Here is a 17,847-nt window from a genome sequence, read left to right on the forward strand (position 1 = left end):
CGACTTATATTTGGAATCTTACAAATCTCTTCACCTCAATCTTCTCTCCGATTTTGGCTATTTTTTGATTTATCAATTCCTCAATCGTCACGTCTTCATCTTTCACAAACGGCTGCCTTATAAGACAAACATCTTCAAAATATTTTTCTAATTTCCCTTCAAGAATTTTTTCCACCACTGCCGGCGGTTTTTCCTGCCCCTGAAGCTCTTCAAGATACATTTGTTTTTCCTTAGCAACAACTTCTTCCGGCACATCTTCCGGTTTTACGTATAAAGGATTTGTCGCCGCGACTTGCATCGCGATATCATGAACCAATGCCTGAAATTCTTCTGTGCGCGCCACAAAATCGGTTTCGCAACTTATTTCAACCATTGCTCCGACTTTGCCGTTCGCATGGACATAGGCGTGAATCAAACCTTCTTTAGTTTCGCGCTCAGCTGATTTTTTCGCGGCTTTTATTTCACCTTTTTTTCTTAAAATTTCAATTGCCTTTTCAATGTCTCCGTCTGCTTCATCCAGGGCATTTTTACACTCAACAATCCCTGCGCCAGTCCGTTCACGGAGTTGAACTACGAGTTTTGAATCGATTGCCATATTTTTGAAAGTAACGGGTAACGCGTAACGGGTAACGCGTACAAGCGTATCAAAAATTACCAATTACTAATTACCAATTACCAATTACTCCGATAAATTATTTTTTTCTTCCTTCACCTCTTCTGCTTTTGCTTCTTCCTCTTCCACAACGACCGGGGCTGCCGGTTTTTCCGGAGCCGCACCTCTTTTTGCTTCAAACTCCGCCTTCCCTTCTTTCACGGCCGCGGCCACGAGCCCAACCATCATTTCAATTGCTTTTACCGCGTCGTCGTTTGAGGGAACCGGATAATCAACGTCATCCGGATTGATATTTGTGTCACATAACGCGACAACCGGAACCTTTCTTTTTCTCGCTTCAGCCACCGCGGTTTTTTCCGCTTTGACATCAACGACAAAAATCGCTTCAGGCAATTTTTTTAAAGTTTCAATGCCGCCAACCAATTCTTCCAACTTCACGATTTCTTTTTGAAAATTCAGCTGCTCTTTTTTGGTGTATTTCGCGAGTCCGCCGGTCGCTGTCTTATTTTTCAAATCAGTGAAGCGGTCCGTTACGGTTTTGATGGTTTTGAAATTCGTGAAAGTTCCTCCGAGCCAACGTGTCGTGACATAAGGCATGCCGGCATCTTTCGCGTAGCGTTTCACAATTTCTTTGGCCTGCTCTTTTGATCCAACAAAAAGAACAACTCCGCCCGCGGCTGTTGTTTTTTTAATAAAATCTAGCGCCTCTTTTAATTTTTTTGCCGTTTCTTCTAAGTTGATGATGTGGATATCGCTCCGCTCTCCGAAAATATACGGCTTCATTTTCGGATGCCATTTAGAAGCCTTGTGCCCAAAATGAACACCGGCCTGGAGCATTTCCAACATTGTTGGGATCTCTGACATAAGTTTTCCTTTTCGCCTCTGTTTTGCCAAAACTTGCGGGTCCCGCCAGGGCGGGATCAGGAACAAGTTTTTAAGAGCAAAACATGTGGGATTATTTAAATTTAAGATTTTAGATTGTAGATTGTAGATTTAAAACAAAAATCCATAACCCATAATCTATAATCCATTCTCGCACAAAACTAAAAATCGCGCAAGGGTTTAATAAAAAAACGCCCTGCCGAGCCAAGCGTCGAAACACTTGACCTCGGCAGGGCTGAAGGTCAGGGCCCGTCGTGACCGTAGACCCTGAAGCGCTCACCGGTCTCCGGCCGTTCGTAGGCCAGATACCAGGAGACGCCCACGCTGAGCGGATCCTCGCCCGGACGACGTGAACGTGTCGCGTCCACCTCACCGAGCATCAGATCCGTCGGTCGGACCTCCTCCTTGCGACGCGACGGGAGAAGGAGAATCTCCTCGCGCTTGAGTGCGGTCGGCAGCATGGGTGAGGTGTAGTAGAAGTCGCCCTGGGCCGTCACGTAGATCTTGAGCGGCCAGAGCGACTCGCCGCCGTCGTGCGTCCGCAGAACCTTGATCTTGCGAACCAGGTGATCGGTCGGCTGAACCTGATCCATCGGACGGCCCGGCCGCGGACAGAGTCTGTCCCACTCATCGTCCGAGAGAGGGACATCACAGAAGAAGTTCGGGCAGACACCCAGGATAAGCGGACTGCCGCAGTTCCTACAGCGTTCCGGCGTACCACCACAGGTGTGCAGCATCACGCCCCCGCCGATGACGATCTGGCTGGCCTGACACTGAACGTACCGAGCCACCTTGACCACTCGTACGAAGGGCTCCACGCACTCATTGCCGTAGATGCTGTTCTGGAACAGCACCCGGGCGTAGTGGGCCATGACGCGCCTCTCGGCCGCGAAGCAGCCGACGCAGATCTCGTTCTGGCTCATCTTCTCCTCCATCCTCTGGCTGTTCCTCAGCCAAGGTCCAAGTCCATCTTGGAACTTATAAAAATATCACAGAAAATTATTTTTGTCAACCCCGTAGTGAAATTTCGGATCTCCGCCCGAAGGCGGAAAAAAATATTTTAATTTTAGAAATATTTTAATTAGAAACACTGTTCCCTTGCTTGCTTAAACCAATTTTACCATTCCGAAATTCTACTACGGGGCAACCCCCTAATTAACCCTTGCTTTTTTAACGTATTTTTGCTAAATTAAATACACAATTGTTCATCAAAAATATGAACCCGCTACAAACGGAAAAATCAAACGACAAAATCTGGAGGCAACTTTCCAATCTCTGGACTTTCGCAGCCATGGGATTTTTCATGTTTGATTTTTTCACGAACGATAAATACAGCGGATACGCCGCGGCGATCTCAATTATTTACATTTCTATTCTCGGCCTTTACGCCGGAACCAAAGAATTTGACCGCTGGCAAGATTCTCATTTTTCAAAACGCAAAGGCGAATTATTTGTTATTCTCTGGACAATTTTAATTTTTTTCTTTATCATTACCGCGATTGTCTCCGGCGGAAAATACAAAATGCCATCGGAATTCACGGCGACCTACATCGCGCTTTTATCCATTTTCGCCTTGACACAAAGGTCTAAATTCCTGCATAATCAAAAAGAGAAAGATATTAATCAAAAACAATAATCAATAATTATGAAAAAAGACATCCACCCTGAATATTATCCAAAAGCAAAAGTAACCTGCGCCTGCGGCAATGCTTTTACTGTTGGCTCAACCGTGAAAGAAATTAAAGTTGAGTTGTGTTCTGCCTGCCATCCGTTCTACACCGGCAAACAGAAACTTGTTGACTCAGCGAGACGCGTAGAAAAATTCAAAGAAAAAATGGAAAAAAAGGCGGCTATTTCCGCGACGAAAAAAGAAAAGAAGCCGAGAGCGAAAAAAACCAAGTAGCTATTCCAATCATAAAAAACATGGTAACGTTTTTGTTATCATGTTTTTATGTTAGAATAAACTAATAATTTAATTTATGATTCCTGAAATCACTAAAACCGAAGAAAGATTTAAGGAACTCGAGGCCGAACTTGCCCGCCCCGAGGTGGTTTCCAATCCGGAAAAATTAAAAACCGTTTCCCGAGAATACAGTGACTTAAAAGAAGTTATGGAAAAAATAAATAAATTTCATAAATTGAAAAAGGCCGAATTGGAAACAGAGGTTATCGCCAAACAGGACGTCGACGAGATGGCGGCCATCGCTAAAGAAGAATTAGAAAAAATTCGGCGGGAAAAATCAACGCTTGAAACGGAAATTAAAGAAGAATTAACGCCGAAAGATCCGCTGGACAAAAGAAATATTATCGTGGAAATTCGGGCCGGCGCCGGCGGCGATGAAGCCGCTCTTTTTGCCGCGCAATTATTCAGAATGTATTCGCGCTTCGCCGAGCGCAAAGGCTGGCAGACAAAATTGATTTCCGCAAACCGGACAGACCTCGGCGGATTCAAAGAAATTATTTTTTCAGTTGAGGGAAAAGGCGCTTGGGGAAATTTAAAATTTGAAAGCGGCGTGCACCGCGTTCAGCGCGTTCCGGAAACGGAAAAAAGCGGACGAGTCCATACTTCAACCGCCTCTGTCGCCGTTCTTCCAGAAGCCGAAGAAATTGATATAAAAATTGAACCAAAAGATTTAAGAATTGATACGTTTTTATCCGGCGGCCACGGCGGTCAAAGCGTGCAGACAACTTATTCGGCCGTGCGTATTACTCATATTCCGACCGGTCTTGTTGTCGCCTGCCAAGACGAACGCTCACAGGCGCAAAATAAAGAAAAAGCCATGCAGGTTTTGCGTTCCCGGCTTTTTGTAATGGAGCAGGAAAAACGGCAAGCGGCGGAAGTCGCGGCGCGACGTTCGCAAATCGGTTCGGCCATGCGGGCGGAAAAAATCAGAACATATAATTTTCCCCAGGACCGCGTTTCCGATCATCGCGTTAAAGAAAGCTGGCACAATATTAATAATGTTATGGATGGCGAACTGGATCAAATTATTGAAGTGTTGAAAAAGGAAGTGTAAAAAATAATAAATATAATAAAAAAACCGGCCGCAAGGCCGGTTTTTTGTATAGAACTTGACAAATTAATCTTTTTATAATATTCTAAAAACATCAAACAGGGTGGCCTTTCGTTTTTGGCGCGCGCCGAAAACGTGAAGGAAGGTGGCCCTAAATCTCGGCCCGACGGACGGGACGAGTTAAAATAGGGAAGGTTGAGGAGGATAGGGAATGTTGAATCCGATTTGGGTCGACGGAATACGCCTCGTCGACGACAATGGCCAACCGCTTTGGGCGGATCGTGGCCCCATCGAAATTTCGTCGAGGCGACCGCATCAGCCCGGTGGCGAAGGGAATGACGACATGTTCTTCCCGGACGACGAAGAAGCGGCCAGGCGGCGAAGCGACGCCCGGAAGAGAGACCGTCGGCGCCAGCAGTAGTATCCCGTCCCACCATCAACGTGAGAGCTGCGAGCTTCGCTCGCCCACTCTCCGTTTCAAGTTCGCGCCCCCCCTCCCGGAAGCGGCGCGAAGCCCGCGTAGCGGAAAACGGGGAACACGAGTTCCCCGCCCCCCCCTCCTCGCTACCGGGCCCCAGCCCGTGGATTGTTTTGGAGAGATCTCCCCTCCTTCAAGCAGTCCACGGGCTCCTTTTTTTATGCTACAATAATCGCATGACAATAAAACAATCTCTCATTTTGGCGACAAAAATTTTACAAAAAAATAAACTATCCTCCCCTGCTCTGGACGCCGAAGTCCTCCTATCTTTTGTTATAAAAAAACAAAAAGAATTTTTGTACGCACATTCTGAAAAAAAATTAACCGCGGCGCAATTTTTAAAATTTAAAAAACTGATCGCCCGGCGTTCTAAACATGAGCCTATCGCCTACATCATTGACCACAAATTTTTCTACGGCCTGAATTTTTTTGTTGATAAAAATGTTTTAATCCCCCGCCCGGAAACGGAAACACTAGTTGAAACTGTAATCGATAAAAATCCAACTGCAGTCGTTGACGTGGGAACCGGCAGCGGCGTTATTGCCATCTCACTCGCTTATCATCTACCCAAAACGAAAATTTTTGCCACGGAAATTTCGCCGTCCGCGGCCAAAATTGCGCAAAAAAATATTCTTCATCATAAAGTCACCATTACTTTGCTTCGCGGAAATCTTCTTGAACCTTTTTTAAAAAATTTAAAATCAAAAATAAAAAACTTAAAATCTTTAATCGTTGTCGCCAATCTCCCCTATCTCAAAACTCGTCAATGGAAAAAAACTCTGCCAGAAATAAAAAAATATGAGCCACGGCAAGCTCTGGACGGCGGTGAAGATGGTTTGAATTATTACCGCGAACTTTTACAGCAAATCGAATTACTAATTACCGATTACCAATTACCAATTACTTCAATCTTCGAAATTGATCCATCTCAAAAAAAAACCATTGCGAAATTGGTCAACTGCCGCTTCCCTGCCGCGAAAATTGAAATAAAAAAAGACCTCGCCGGCCGAGATCGGGTTGTTATATTTAAAATAAATCCCAAAAAACAATCAATTACTTAATTACTATTTACCAATTACTGAAATCTGCAAATGGTAATTAGTAACTGGTAATTACGGCACTTAAAAATTAAAACTCCACTTCAGTATTTATCGGCACCACTTCAACCCAGGTCACTCCCGGGTTGAATTTTATTTCCGCGCCTGTTGCGTCATAAAATCTCGTCCGCTCACCACGCGCATCTTTTCTCCAAGTTCCATCAATCCGAATTCCATCCTGAAAAATAATTGCCTCGCCACTACCAATCGTATCAATTTTTTTTCGACCAACATCATCTAAAACCACCATTTTAGTAAACTGCACAATAATATTTTTTGCCCGAACTTCCTCGCCATTTCTGTCTTGCTGGATTGCTCCCGCTTGATATCTCAAATAGTCATTTGTCTCGCGATCATACTGCCAACCGGCTTCGTAAGTTTTCGTGGAAAAATAAATTTTAACTCTTTTTTCTTCATCGGGTCGCGACTCTTCGGGTATTTCATTCTTAAACTGCCATGGCGTAAAATTTTTCACTTCACCATTTTTCGCCGTAAAAGCTTCATTTAATAATTCTGTTGAAGTGTAAAGATTGTGCGGCGCATATCTTGATTTTGATCGCCAAAAGAATCTGCCGTAAGCGAATTCATTCAAATCCAAAATGTCATATTGCGGAATTAACCTCAGCGCTTCAGGACTGCCGCCGGAATGGACATAAAGCGTGCCAAACTCCTCCGCCCAATCAAGAAAATATGGCCGCGCGCTTCGAACTGGACCGATTTCCGGGACATCGCTATCTGCTGTGTAAATTGCGAGCAATCTTGTAATCCCCGCTTCGGCTAAAGTTTCGTAAACCAAATTAGCGCCCGAGACTCCCGAAAGCGGCCGGGCGTCAATCATGTTTTCAATTTGCACGGCAAAAAGCGCGGGATTAATTTTTATTTCTTCGTCCACTTCCACTCCATCAACCAATCGACGAAACCCAGGAAGAGATACTTCTTTATTTTCTTCATTGCTTTGCTCCGCCCTCGCCCGAGAAAAAAAATCCAAAAAAGAAGTCCTGGACAAAAGCAAATAGCCGCCGCCGACCACCACAAAAACTGAAATTAAAAGCAAAGAAACAACCAGCCAAATACGCGGTTGTTTCTTCACAAAAACAATTATTTTTGAGAATAATTCCTTTATTAACTTCATAGCTTCGAGTATAATTCCTATTTTTTCTCTTCTTTTTTCTCGCCCGCAGCTTCGGGCGCGGCAGCTTCTTCTTCGCCCTCTTTCTTTTCTTTTTCCACAACTTCCACTTCGTCAACTTTTTCCGCGACTGGAGTTTCAAGTTCAGCTTTTAATTCTTCTTCAGTCAAAGGTGCTTCAACTGTGGCAATGGTCGCGTTCATATCATCTAAAATTTTCACTCCCTCCGACACCTTTAAATCTTTAATCTGAATGCTGTCTTCAAAAGTTTTAAGGCCGGAAATATCAACTTCAATTTCGTGCACCAAATCTTGCGGCAAACATTCAATTTCTATTTTTTCCATACTATGGACAAAAGTACCGCCGAGTTCTTTAACTGCCGGCGCTTCGCCAATAAATTTCAAGAGCGCGTCAACTTTAAGTTTTTCCGTCATCTTAATCTGGCGAAAATCAACGTGAGAAAATTTACCTGTGCGAGGATCCATTTGTACTTCCTGAACCAGAACTTTAACCGGCGCGGCTTCATCAATTTTTAAATCAATTAAAGTGCTTTCTCCGGCTTCTTTGTAAAGTTTGTTGAAAGGAAGATACTCCACAACCAAATTTAAGGACGGCACGTCTTTACCGTAAATAACGGCCGGAATAAAATTTTGTTTACGGAGATTCTTTACTCCCCTTCCAGTCACCTCTCGCTTTTTGACATTTAGACTTAAGGTCATAAGAATTCTCTGTTTAGAGATTAATTAATAATGATTAGATTCTAACAATAAACCCGAAATTAGTCAAGAATTAACCGTTTCTCACCGCAATACTCTCTAAAATCCCTACCATTGCCAAATTTGTGACCAAAGCGCTTCCGCCGTAACTTATAAAGGGGAGGGAAATACCTGTTACTGGCGCCACACCAATTGTCATCCCAATATTAATAAAAATCTGAATCAAAAAAATAATTGCCGTGCCTGCCGCGAAAAATAAACTGAAATCATCACGCGCGCGCCTCGCGATTCGGACAATCCGCCAAAAAATAATTCCAAATAGAGCAAGGATCAAAGCCGAGCCCAAAAAACCCAACTCTTCGGCCAAAACGGCAAAAATAAAATCTGTTTGACTTTCCGGAACAAAGCGCAATTGACTTTGCGGCCCAAAACTAATTCCCCGTCCGAGCATTTGTCCCGACCCGACGGCGATTTGCGCCTGAGCAATGTTATAGCCGCGGCCGAGTGGATCGCGCGAAGCGTCCAAAAAACTTAAAATTCTTTCTTTTTGATAATCTTCAAAAATAAAAAACCATGAACCGGCAAGGAGAGTCGCGATTAAAAGTAAAAGGAGCGCGAGATGCGATCGTTTGATTCCTATTAAAAATAGCATGCCAAGCCACAGAAAAAAAAGAACCAAAGCTGAACCAAAATCCGGCTGAAGCAAAACTAAGCCAATCAGAACGCCCGAAAAAATACCGCTCACTGTGATATGCTTGAAATTAAAAATTTCATGCGCCCCGCGGGAAAAATATTTCGCCAAAAAAATAATCAAGGCGAGCTTTGCCAATTCCACCGGCTGAAAATTAAACCATCCAAAGCCAAACCAACCTTGAGTTCCTCGGATGACCTGGCCGAAAATTAAAACCGCAACCAAGAGCGCCGCGGCCAGACCATAAATGGGAAAACTATAAAATTTCAACCACTTATAATCAATCATGCTCGCGGCAAAAAAACCAACCAATCCAATCAAAATAAAAATTGCTTGTTTTTTAAAATTCAAAAAATCCGGATTAGCTTTGCTTAAAGAAATGCCATAAAGCGCGACCAAGCTTAAAACCAAAAGCAAAAATACTGAAGTTACGAGCACCCAGTCAAAACGTCTTAAAAATGAAAAATACCGGGAAAGCATAAAATAAAAAATCCAAATGTCAAAATCCAAATACCAAATCAAGCCCAAAATCCAAAAATTTAGTCATTTGGATTTGATTTGACATTTGAGCTTTGGGTTTTGGATTTTAAATAACAAAGACAGTAAAAAATCACTTAAAAACTATCAATCCACCGGCATGTATACCTTTGAATCAAAGATATTCACTTCTGGTACGACTTTCACTTGCGTAATAGACGGCAAAGTCTCAAACCAACTTACTTCAACTAAGCGGTTTTGTCCAGAACGAAACTCTTCAAGAGTTACATAATTCACACTGGCGATGGAACTTCCTCGATAAAGAAAAATTTCAAAACCAACATCCCAAAAACTGAAAGCCGAGGCATTTCTAACCGTAAAAGAGGCGCGGCTGATAGGAATATTTTCCCCGACCGCGGCTGGCGTAAATTTTACATCAGAGACGGGAAAATTGAGGCGGTCTTCCTGCCAGGTCGCGTAATCGGGAATTTCATGAGCGTCAATTTTTTGCCATTTTAAATTTTTTATTTCCAAAGTCGCGGAGCGAGGTTTGGCCGCCGCCGAAACTCCAAGATCAAAAATATATTTTTCCTCGCCAGGCAAAATAAATCCGCTCTTCTCCAAACGCGATACCCCGTCAACTAAAAAACTGTAAGTAAATTCCGCTCGCCAATTAAGAGAAGGATTAAAAACTTTTCCGACAAAATCATATCTTCCTTTTCCGGAAGAAAAAATTGTTGTCGTGCCAAGTTCAAGACTTTTTGGCTGGAGCGCGCTATTTACGGCCGAATAATCAATCCCGCGGCTCAACTCTCTCATTGCCAAATTAAAACTTGGTCCTTCAATAAAATAATAATTAATCAAGCCATAAAGACCAAACCCCCAAAAAATCACGCAAATAAATATTAAAAAACCAATAAAAATTTTCTTCAATAAAATTTTATGGGAAACATACCACGTGGCGAATTTTAATTGACCTTCAGTGAAGTCTGTCGGCTGATCTTCGTAAGCCATATTTTTATATAGTTAAGTTTAATGCAAAGGCTTCGGCGCGGCCAAGGTAATAAATTGCAAAACATCCGCGTGATCTGAAACTATTTTTATCGTCTTTTCATCTAGATCTTCGTTGTGGCGCGCCATAAATTCCAAAACTTCTCCATAGTTTTTAAGGTCTCTTCCTTCGCCGAGAAATCCGCTGCGAATCAGAATATAATTTATAAATTTAAGCAATTGCTTTTCAGCTGAAGCAAGAAATTTATATTTTTCTCCCGCGTCCTCTGTTAAATTCGGCTTTTCCACCATTAATTTTTGCAGAGCAACTGTTTTTTCAGGACTAAGCGCCAAAACAACACGCGGCATTTGAACTTCGCCCGCTATTCCGTCCGGATCTTCAAAATATTTAATCGAAGCCATTTTTCTTCCGGCCAATTTTTCAAAATTTTTATCCGCCTTGCGGCGTAAAACCATTTCATCCGAAGAAGTCGTGGCATCAATCGCGAGATTTATAAATCTGTCTGTGTCTTCATCATGAAAAGTTACGACAAAATCCGCGCCATTCATTACATCGTCATATTCTGAAGTTTTTTGGATTGAAAAAACATTGTCACCAAACCAGCCGTGAACTTTTATCCCTTCCATCAAAACATACTCCAAAGCGACCGCCTCGCTTCCTCGTTCATGAATATACCTCGGCGATTTTTTAATTTCAGAAACTTTTTGCAAATCCGCGGCTACCTCTTCTCGCTTATACGGCCGATCAACAAAATCTTCCGGGACAAACGCAGAGTCTCTCCAAGACCGAGCAATCTCCCGATTAAAATTTTCGTCGTCGGTTTGACCCCAAACTCTCCGGCGATCCAGCGCCGCCACCATTCTTCCTTCAATTCCTACTGCCATAATTGGAATAGCAGGCTTTAGCCTGCGCTTATTTTTCTTACTTCGACGCGAGCTAAAGCTCGCTAATCTATTTTTATATTATATCAAAAAAATTAAATTAAAACAAAGGCACTCTGGCAAAAAAAATTCGGCGTGACACCCGGAGTGACACCCTTTAGGGTGTTATTTCAAACAACATTGTAACAGCCTAAAGGCTGTCAGTCCGATTTATTAAAAAATAAAAAAACGGCCCCGCTTCATTTCCTTTGCTTTGTGAGCATTAGATTTGAAACGGGGCCAAGGAACCTTCTGTCTGTCATTCCCGCGAAAGCGGGAATCCAGATTACTGGATCCCCGGGTTAAACCCGAGGACGACATTGAGGTTGTGGGCTACGCGGCTTTGCGACGGAGCACCCGAGCGCCGTCGTCCCAGCCGACGTCGAGCCAGCCCCAGTACTGGTACCAGCGGTCGCCGCGCCAGCGGAGGTACGCCACGCACTCGCGGCCGACGGGGTACCGCATGTCCGGGAAAACGAAGACGATCTTGCCGCGGAGTGCGGCGGGAATCTCGTCCTGGTGGGCGAGGATGAACTCGCAGTCCTCCTTGCCGAGGTAGGCGCCGAGCTTCTCGGCGCGGGCGACCATGGTGTGGCCGTGGACGCGCTCCTCGCCCTCCCGGAGAAAGGAGAGGATCTCGTAGGTGCGGCCGCCGACCGTCATTTCGGTGGGGAGTTCCAGCTCCGTGGGCTTCGCGGGCTGCCTCGCGATGAGTGCGCCATCGAGCGTCGTGGCCAACAAATCCTGATGCAGAATCCAAAATTGGGCCAACTCCGGCTCCATGTCCCGCGGCAGAGAGCGCAGCACTGCCGCACCGAGTTCCGCAAACTGATCCGTTCCGAGTTTCTTCTTTCCCATCGCTTCCTCCTTGGCTTATCCTGGTTCATCTCTTTAGGAGAGGCAGGACTTAAGGAGAGGCAGGACTTACCAAAAGCGGCTGGAACCCTTTCCCAGCCTTGTTTTGATTGTGCTCCCCTCTTAAGATAAGAGGGGCTGGGGGCGTTATGAATCTTTGTTTTTAAATCTACAACTCATAACCCCTCTTAATCTCCCCTTACCTTAAGGGGAGAAACCAGAGCACTGCCAAAAGAAAGGTAGAAACTTCCAACGTTTCATAATATTCCATTATTACCTTTTTGTCAATCCCTCTTTTGATGTCATTCCCCGGCTTGACCGGGGAATCCAGAAATAGGAACTGGATCCCCGATCGGGTCGGGGATGACAAAAAACAAACTTCTGGCGAAGCTTGTTTTCTCAAAAACATTATGGTATAATTAAGATAATAAAACTTAGCAAATTATACCCAATTTCCAAGCTCAAAATTCAATAGATTTGAGCTTTGAGTTTTGAGTTTATTTTTATTATGTCTCCAAAAGTTAAAACCAAAAAAGAAGAATACGGCGCGAAACAAATTACCGTTTTGGAAGGATTGGAAGCAGTCCGTCGCCGGCCGGGTATGTACATTGGTTCCACCGGCCCGGAAGGTTTGCATCATTTAGTTTGGGAAGTTGTTGATAACTCAATTGATGAAGCCATGGCCGGACACTGCACGGAAATTCAAGTCCGTCTTTTGCCAGGAAATCGCGCCTCAGTTTCAGATAACGGCCGCGGCATTCCGGTTGAAATTCATAAACAAACAAAAAAATCAGCCTTGGAAACGGTTTTAACAATCCTCCACGCCGGCGGAAAATTCGGCGAGGGCGGATATAAAGTTTCCGGTGGTTTGCACGGCGTCGGCGTTTCAGTTGTAAATGCACTTTCAAAATACATGCGCGCCGAAGTGAGGCGCGACGGAAAACTTTGGGCGCAAGAATATGCCAAAGGAAAACCTCAGGGAAAAGTAAAACCGGTTGGAAACGCCCGTGGCACTGGCACGACAATTATTTTTGAACCTGATCCGGAAATTTTTACCACAACCGATTTTGATTTACAAACTATCCTCACCCATCTTCGCCAGCAGGCCTATCTCACCAAGGGCGTAAAAATTTTAATTTTTGATGAACGAACGGCGGAGAAAGGAAAAAAGAAAGACCAACCGACTTATGCTTTTTATTTTGAAGACGGCGTCGCTTCTTACGTTGGTTTTTTAAACCATCATAAAGAATTAAAACAGGAAAATGTTTTTTATGTTCAAAAAGAATCCGCGGGCGTTGGCGTGGAAGTGGCCGTTCAATACACTGCTGATTTTAAAGAAACTGTTTACGCGTTTTGCAATAATATTTTTAATCCGGAAGGCGGATCGCACATGGTTGGTTTTCGCACGGCTCTAACTCGTGTTTTAAATAACTACGCAAGAACAAAGGGATATTTGAAAGAAAAAGATGAAAACCTGACTGGCGAAGATGTGCGCGAAGGTTTGACTGCCGTCGTCTCCGTTAAAGTTAAAGATCCGCAATTTGAAGGCCAGACTAAAGCAAAACTCGGCAACCCCGAAGTACGGCCGGCGGTTGATACAATTTTCTCCGAAGCTCTTACAACATTTTTGGAAGAACATCCGCGCGACGCCGAAGGAATTATTGAAAAAAGTATTTTGGCATCCCGCGCGAGAAACGCGGCTCGTGTCGCGCGCGAAACAATTTTAAGAAAAGGTGTTTTGGAAGGATTAACTCTTCCTGGAAAACTTTCCGACTGTTCAAGCCGCGAGTCGGAAAAAACTGAACTCTACATCGTTGAGGGCGATTCCGCCGGCGGTTCGGCAAAACAAGGCCGCGACCGAGATTTCCAGGCGATTTTGCCTCTGCGCGGAAAAATTTTAAACGTGGAACGGGCGCGCTTGGATAAAATGCTCGCGAACAATGAGATAAAATCATTGATCATTGCCATGGGCACAAACATCGGCGAACAATTTGATATCACAGGCTTAAGATATGGAAAAATTATTATTATGACTGATGCCGACGTTGACGGTGCCCACATCCGCACACTACTTTTGACTCTTTTCTTCCGATATTTTCCGGACTTAATTACCAAAGGACATATTTTCATTGCCCAACCGCCGCTTTATAAAGTTCAATCCGGTAAAGAAGCCCACTATGTTTTCAGTGATGAAGAAAAAGATAAAGTTGTCGCCGAATTACAGAAGAATAAAAAACCTGATACTAAAAAATTAAAAAGGGAAACTGAAGAAAAAGTAGAAGGTGAGATCGCGGAAGGCGAAGAAGCAACCGCGACTATTTCCGGCATCAATATTCAGCGCTACAAAGGTTTGGGCGAAATGAATCCTGAACAACTTTGGGAAACAACCATGAATCCGGCCAGCCGTCTTATGAAACAAGTAAACGTTCAAGACGCCGCGGCAGCTGATGAAACTTTTAGTATTTTAATGGGCGACGAAGTTGAGCCGCGAAAAAGATTTATTCAGACTCACGCGAAAGCAGTGAAAAATTTGGATATATAAGTGTTAAAGACTTTAAACTTGCGTTATTTTTCCCCTGTGCTATACTTTAGATAAATAGCCCCCAGGGCTGTTTTAAATACCATAAATTTCGCTAAAAATCGTTTAAAATACATAAAAATATGCAAGTCTCCATTCCCAGCAACAAATTAACAAATTACTTTCGCGATTCTTACAGAGAATTAAAGAAAGTTGTCTGGCCAACAAAGCGTGAAACCATAAACCATACTCTGGTTGTGATTGGCATAAGTTTGGGCGTGGCCATTTTTTTAGGAGCTCTTGATTTTCTCTTCACCCGGATCCTGGAAAAATATTTATAATAAATTTGAAAACATAAATTTTTAACTTTTAATTTGACTGAGCGGAGCGAAGGAATATATGCCTAAACAAATAGCTCAAAGAGGTCGACTCTGGTATGCGATTCACACTTATTCCGGATACGAAGAAAACGTCGCCCATAATTTAAAACAAAGAATTGAATCCATGGCAATGCAGGACAAGATTTTTAATGTCTTGATTCCTACCGAGAAAAAGATAAAAATAAAAAACGGCAAGCGCCGAACGGTCATTGAAAAAATCTTTCCCGGTTATGTTTTGGTGGAAATGCTTGTCACCGACGATTCGTGGTATGTAGTCAGAAATACTCCGAACGTTACCGGCTTTATCGGCACGGGCACAATCCCCACTCCCCTTTCTGAAGCTGAGATAAAAGTTTTGCAAAAAAGAATGGGCGAAGAAGAACCGCAATATAAAATTGATGTTACGGTTGGCGCGCCGGTTAAAATCAATGACGGACCGTTCAAAGGTTTTGAAGGAAAAATTTCCGCCATTGACGAAGCTCGCGGAAAAGTTAAAGTACTGGTAAGTATGTTCGGCCGCGAAACTCCGGTGGAATTGGATTTCTTACAAGTTAAAAAAATATAAAATAAAAGTGCATTGTTAAATTGCTAAAGGCTTCTAGTTTAGCTCTTAACAATCCAACTTAAAAAGTATGGCAAAAAAAATTAAAACAATTATAAAATTACAAATCGAAGCTGGCAAAGCAAATCCAGCGCCGCCAATCGGCCCGGCACTTGGTCAACACGGTTTGAATATTGCTGAATTCTGCACGAAGTTCAACGCCGCGACTGCTAAAATGGCTGGTGATGTTATTCCCGCGGAAATCACGGTTTTTGAAGATCGCACCTACACCTTCATTCTAAAAACCCCGCCGGCAGCTGAACTTTTAAAAAAAGCTGCTGGAATTGAAAAGGGTTCGGGAAAACCGCTTCAGGAAAAAGTTGGAAAAGTGACAAAAGCCCAGATTCGGGAAATCGCCGAGAAAAAAATGCCGGACTTAAACGCGAATGATATTGAAGCGGCGATGAGAATTATTGAAGGCACGGCAAGACAAATGGGATTGGAAGTAGTTTAAAAAATTTAAATTTAAATTTTGACTATGGCTTTCAAATTTAGCTCAATTCGAACTGTCTATTTCTACCTTATTGCCCTGATTTCCTTGATGATGATTGTTTGGGGAACGGTTGATCTCGCGAATCTCGGACTTAGAACTTGGGTTTTTAAAAACGCTGATAAAGCTGATGACTGGTCAATGCCCGCTCCGTATTACATGACAGCTGAAATAAAAATGGGAGAAACAGCAGAACGCTGCGCGGAAAAATGCGATATGACTGCCGAGGAAAAACAACAAATTCAAACTTGGCTTGCCGATTACAAAAATTGGCAGGATCAAAATAATCTCCGAAATGCGAGAAAACAAAAAAATGCCGTTCGGGATATCTCCATGCTCGTTGTTGCCATTCCCCTATTTATTTGGCACTGGAAAATGATTAGCAAAGAAACTAAAGAGGCAAAAGAAAAGATGGAGTCATAGGCTCCATGTTGTCTGCGACGCTCGGGAAAAGCGCAAGCGCTCTTTCCTCTCGCTATCCTCGACAATAATAAAAAGTTTAATTAAAAAAATAATTTCGTGGGAGTCCGCCAAGGGCGGACGTTATTACCACCAAAAACTTATGCGCGGAAAACGTTACCAGGAGGCAAAAAAATCTATTGACCCCAAAAAGAGTTATTCTCTCGCTGAGGCCCTGGACTTAATTAAAAATGGCCCTAAAGAAAAATTTGATGCCGGTGTGGAAGTCCACATCAAACTCGGCATTGATCCTAAAAAGGGCGACCAGTTAGTGCGCGGCACTTTAGTTTTGCCGCACGGAATCGGTAAGACCAAAAAAATCGCGGCTTTCGTTGAACCGGCTTTGGAAAAAGAAGCAAAAGAGGCCGGAGCGGAAATTGTCGGTGGCGAAGATTTAATTAAAGAAATTAAATCTTCAGAAAGAGCTAATTTTGAAATCGCCGTGGCCACTCCGACCATGATGGCTAAATTGGCGCAAATCGCGAAAATTTTGGGTCCAAAAGGTTTGATGCCAAATCCAAAAACAGAAACCGTTAACCCAAATATCAAAAAAATTATTGGTGAATTAAAAAAGGGCAAAATCAACTTCAAAAATGATGACGGCGGAAATATCCATCAATTGCTCGGCAAAGTTTCTTACGATAAAGAAAAGCTTTTGGAAAATTTAACTGCTTTTGTTGAAGCGGTGAAAAAAGCAAAACCCGCCGCGGCCAAAGGCGTTTACATTCAAACCGCGGTGCTTTGTACTACAATGGGTCCGGGAATAAAACTCAGTGTCTAATCAAAATTTATTTAAAAAACACCCTCTAAACCGGGGTGTTTTTAGTTTGTTTTTAGATGCCATTTTATTCCTAAAATTTTAATTGCCTATTCTTTTTCATTTTGCTAAAATGTAAGGGCTAACTAACATATAAAATCCATATGGGAAATTTACAAAATCCTAGAAAAAATCGTTTATCTTGGGATGAAACTTTTATGAATATGGCGCTGATCTTGGCACAACGCACCGCCTGCAAATTTCATACCGCCGGAGTCGTCTTGGTTGATAATAACAAAAGAATTGTCTCGGTCGGCTATAACGGTCCGACTGCTGGCGACGACCATTGTATCGAAGTCGGCTGCGCCAAAGTTGACGGCGATCCGGTCACTGGAAAATTAAAGCGCTGCCGCGGGGCGCACGCTGAAATAAACAGCATTATCAACGCGCAGGATACAAGAAGATTAAACGGCGCGACGGTTTATACCGCGCTTTACCCTTGCTACGACTGCATGAAGGCATTTAACAACGTCGGTATAAAAGAAATCGTTTATTTTGAAAAATATGAACGGATAAAAACTGGCGGCGAAGGAAAAGAAGAAGAAAACGAAGCGCAGGAGTTGGCCGACAAACGCGGGATTATAATTAGAAAATACGACGGGCCGGTTTATTGCAACATTGATTTTACTGTATAAATACGATTTTTATCAATGTCATCCCCGACCTGATCGGGGATCCAGTAATCTGGATTCCCGCTT

Annotated in this window: 20 protein-coding genes; 11 read left to right on the forward strand and 9 right to left on the reverse strand. The window is 43.3% G+C overall.

What is annotated here, in order from left to right; genetic code table 11:
* Positions 1-4 precede the first annotated feature (4 nt).
* The 3 genes from tsf to WC445_02340 form a co-directional block, all read right to left on the reverse strand.
* Positions 5-595, reverse strand: coding sequence for a translation elongation factor Ts (tsf, locus tag WC445_02330; GenBank protein ID MFA5128786.1), 591 nt, complete (start codon positions 593-595; stop codon positions 5-7).
* Positions 596-679: 84 nt separating this feature from the next.
* Complete coding sequence (gene rpsB, locus WC445_02335; GenBank protein ID MFA5128787.1) at positions 680-1,477, reverse strand: 30S ribosomal protein S2; 798 nt, start codon at positions 1,475-1,477, stop codon at positions 680-682.
* A gap of 260 nt (positions 1,478-1,737) precedes the next feature.
* The gene (locus WC445_02340; protein MFA5128788.1) at positions 1,738-2,430 is read right to left on the reverse strand and encodes a hypothetical protein; all 693 of its coding nucleotides are present in this window, start codon (positions 2,428-2,430) and stop codon (positions 1,738-1,740) included.
* A gap of 281 nt (positions 2,431-2,711) precedes the next feature.
* Between WC445_02340 and WC445_02345 the strand changes: the two genes are divergently transcribed.
* The 4 genes from WC445_02345 (at position 2,712) to prmC (ending at position 6,048) form a co-directional block, all read left to right on the forward strand.
* Positions 2,712-3,131 (forward strand): hypothetical protein, encoded by a 420-nt coding sequence (locus WC445_02345; protein ID MFA5128789.1) that lies wholly within the window; start codon positions 2,712-2,714, stop codon positions 3,129-3,131.
* 9 nt (positions 3,132-3,140) lie between these two features.
* Complete coding sequence (gene rpmE, locus WC445_02350; GenBank protein ID MFA5128790.1) at positions 3,141-3,398, forward strand: 50S ribosomal protein L31; 258 nt, start codon at positions 3,141-3,143, stop codon at positions 3,396-3,398.
* Between the two features lie 76 nt (positions 3,399-3,474).
* On the forward strand, positions 3,475-4,512 hold the full coding sequence (gene prfA / locus WC445_02355) for a peptide chain release factor 1 (GenBank protein MFA5128791.1): 1,038 nt from the start codon (positions 3,475-3,477) through the stop codon (positions 4,510-4,512).
* A gap of 651 nt (positions 4,513-5,163) precedes the next feature.
* A complete protein-coding gene (prmC, locus tag WC445_02360; protein MFA5128792.1) occupies positions 5,164-6,048 on the forward strand; it encodes a peptide chain release factor N(5)-glutamine methyltransferase in 885 nt (294 codons plus the stop codon).
* A gap of 67 nt (positions 6,049-6,115) precedes the next feature.
* On the opposite strand, the gene WC445_02365 is transcribed toward prmC, so the two are convergent.
* From WC445_02365 to WC445_02390, 6 genes are all read right to left on the reverse strand, one after another.
* Positions 6,116-7,216, reverse strand: coding sequence for a DUF3048 domain-containing protein (locus WC445_02365; protein ID MFA5128793.1), 1,101 nt, complete (start codon positions 7,214-7,216; stop codon positions 6,116-6,118).
* Between the two features lie 17 nt (positions 7,217-7,233).
* Entirely contained in the window at positions 7,234-7,932 is a 699-nt protein-coding gene (locus tag WC445_02370; GenBank protein MFA5128794.1) for a 50S ribosomal protein L25, read from the reverse strand.
* Positions 7,933-8,002: 70 nt separating this feature from the next.
* Positions 8,003-9,100, reverse strand: a complete 1,098-nt coding sequence (rodA, locus tag WC445_02375) for a rod shape-determining protein RodA (protein MFA5128795.1) — start codon at positions 9,098-9,100, stop codon at positions 8,003-8,005.
* Positions 9,101-9,244: 144 nt separating this feature from the next.
* Positions 9,245-10,111, reverse strand: a complete 867-nt coding sequence (locus WC445_02380; GenBank protein MFA5128796.1) for a hypothetical protein — start codon at positions 10,109-10,111, stop codon at positions 9,245-9,247.
* Between the two features lie 18 nt (positions 10,112-10,129).
* Positions 10,130-10,993 carry a hypothetical protein gene (locus WC445_02385; GenBank protein ID MFA5128797.1) on the reverse strand — a complete coding sequence of 288 codons (864 nt, stop codon included), beginning with the start codon at positions 10,991-10,993 and terminating at the stop codon, positions 10,130-10,132.
* 369 nt (positions 10,994-11,362) lie between these two features.
* On the reverse strand, positions 11,363-11,887 hold the full coding sequence (locus WC445_02390; protein MFA5128798.1) for a hypothetical protein: 525 nt from the start codon (positions 11,885-11,887) through the stop codon (positions 11,363-11,365).
* A 505-nt stretch (positions 11,888-12,392) separates the two neighbouring features.
* Between WC445_02390 and gyrB the strand changes: the two genes are divergently transcribed.
* The 7 genes from gyrB (at position 12,393) to WC445_02425 (ending at position 17,784) form a co-directional block, all read left to right on the forward strand.
* The gene (gyrB, locus tag WC445_02395; protein MFA5128799.1) at positions 12,393-14,426 is read left to right on the forward strand and encodes a DNA topoisomerase (ATP-hydrolyzing) subunit B; all 2,034 of its coding nucleotides are present in this window, start codon (positions 12,393-12,395) and stop codon (positions 14,424-14,426) included.
* Positions 14,427-14,545: 119 nt separating this feature from the next.
* The gene (gene secE, locus WC445_02400; GenBank protein MFA5128800.1) at positions 14,546-14,743 is read left to right on the forward strand and encodes a preprotein translocase subunit SecE; all 198 of its coding nucleotides are present in this window, start codon (positions 14,546-14,548) and stop codon (positions 14,741-14,743) included.
* 58 nt (positions 14,744-14,801) lie between these two features.
* Complete coding sequence (gene nusG, locus WC445_02405) at positions 14,802-15,347, forward strand: transcription termination/antitermination protein NusG (protein MFA5128801.1); 546 nt, start codon at positions 14,802-14,804, stop codon at positions 15,345-15,347.
* A 67-nt stretch (positions 15,348-15,414) separates the two neighbouring features.
* Positions 15,415-15,837, forward strand: coding sequence for a 50S ribosomal protein L11 (gene rplK, locus WC445_02410; GenBank protein MFA5128802.1), 423 nt, complete (start codon positions 15,415-15,417; stop codon positions 15,835-15,837).
* A gap of 24 nt (positions 15,838-15,861) precedes the next feature.
* Complete coding sequence (locus WC445_02415) at positions 15,862-16,296, forward strand: hypothetical protein (GenBank protein MFA5128803.1); 435 nt, start codon at positions 15,862-15,864, stop codon at positions 16,294-16,296.
* 139 nt (positions 16,297-16,435) lie between these two features.
* Positions 16,436-17,113: a 50S ribosomal protein L1 gene (rplA, locus tag WC445_02420; protein MFA5128804.1), complete on the forward strand. Its 678-nt coding sequence runs from the start codon at positions 16,436-16,438 to the stop codon at positions 17,111-17,113.
* 140 nt (positions 17,114-17,253) lie between these two features.
* A complete protein-coding gene (locus WC445_02425) occupies positions 17,254-17,784 on the forward strand; it encodes a deaminase (protein MFA5128805.1) in 531 nt (176 codons plus the stop codon).
* Positions 17,785-17,847 lie beyond the last annotated feature (63 nt).

Source organism: Patescibacteria group bacterium, from assembly GCA_041650995.1.
Taxonomy (GTDB): domain Bacteria; phylum Patescibacteriota; class Patescibacteriia; order XYB2-FULL-38-15; family XYB2-FULL-38-15; genus JAHIRI01.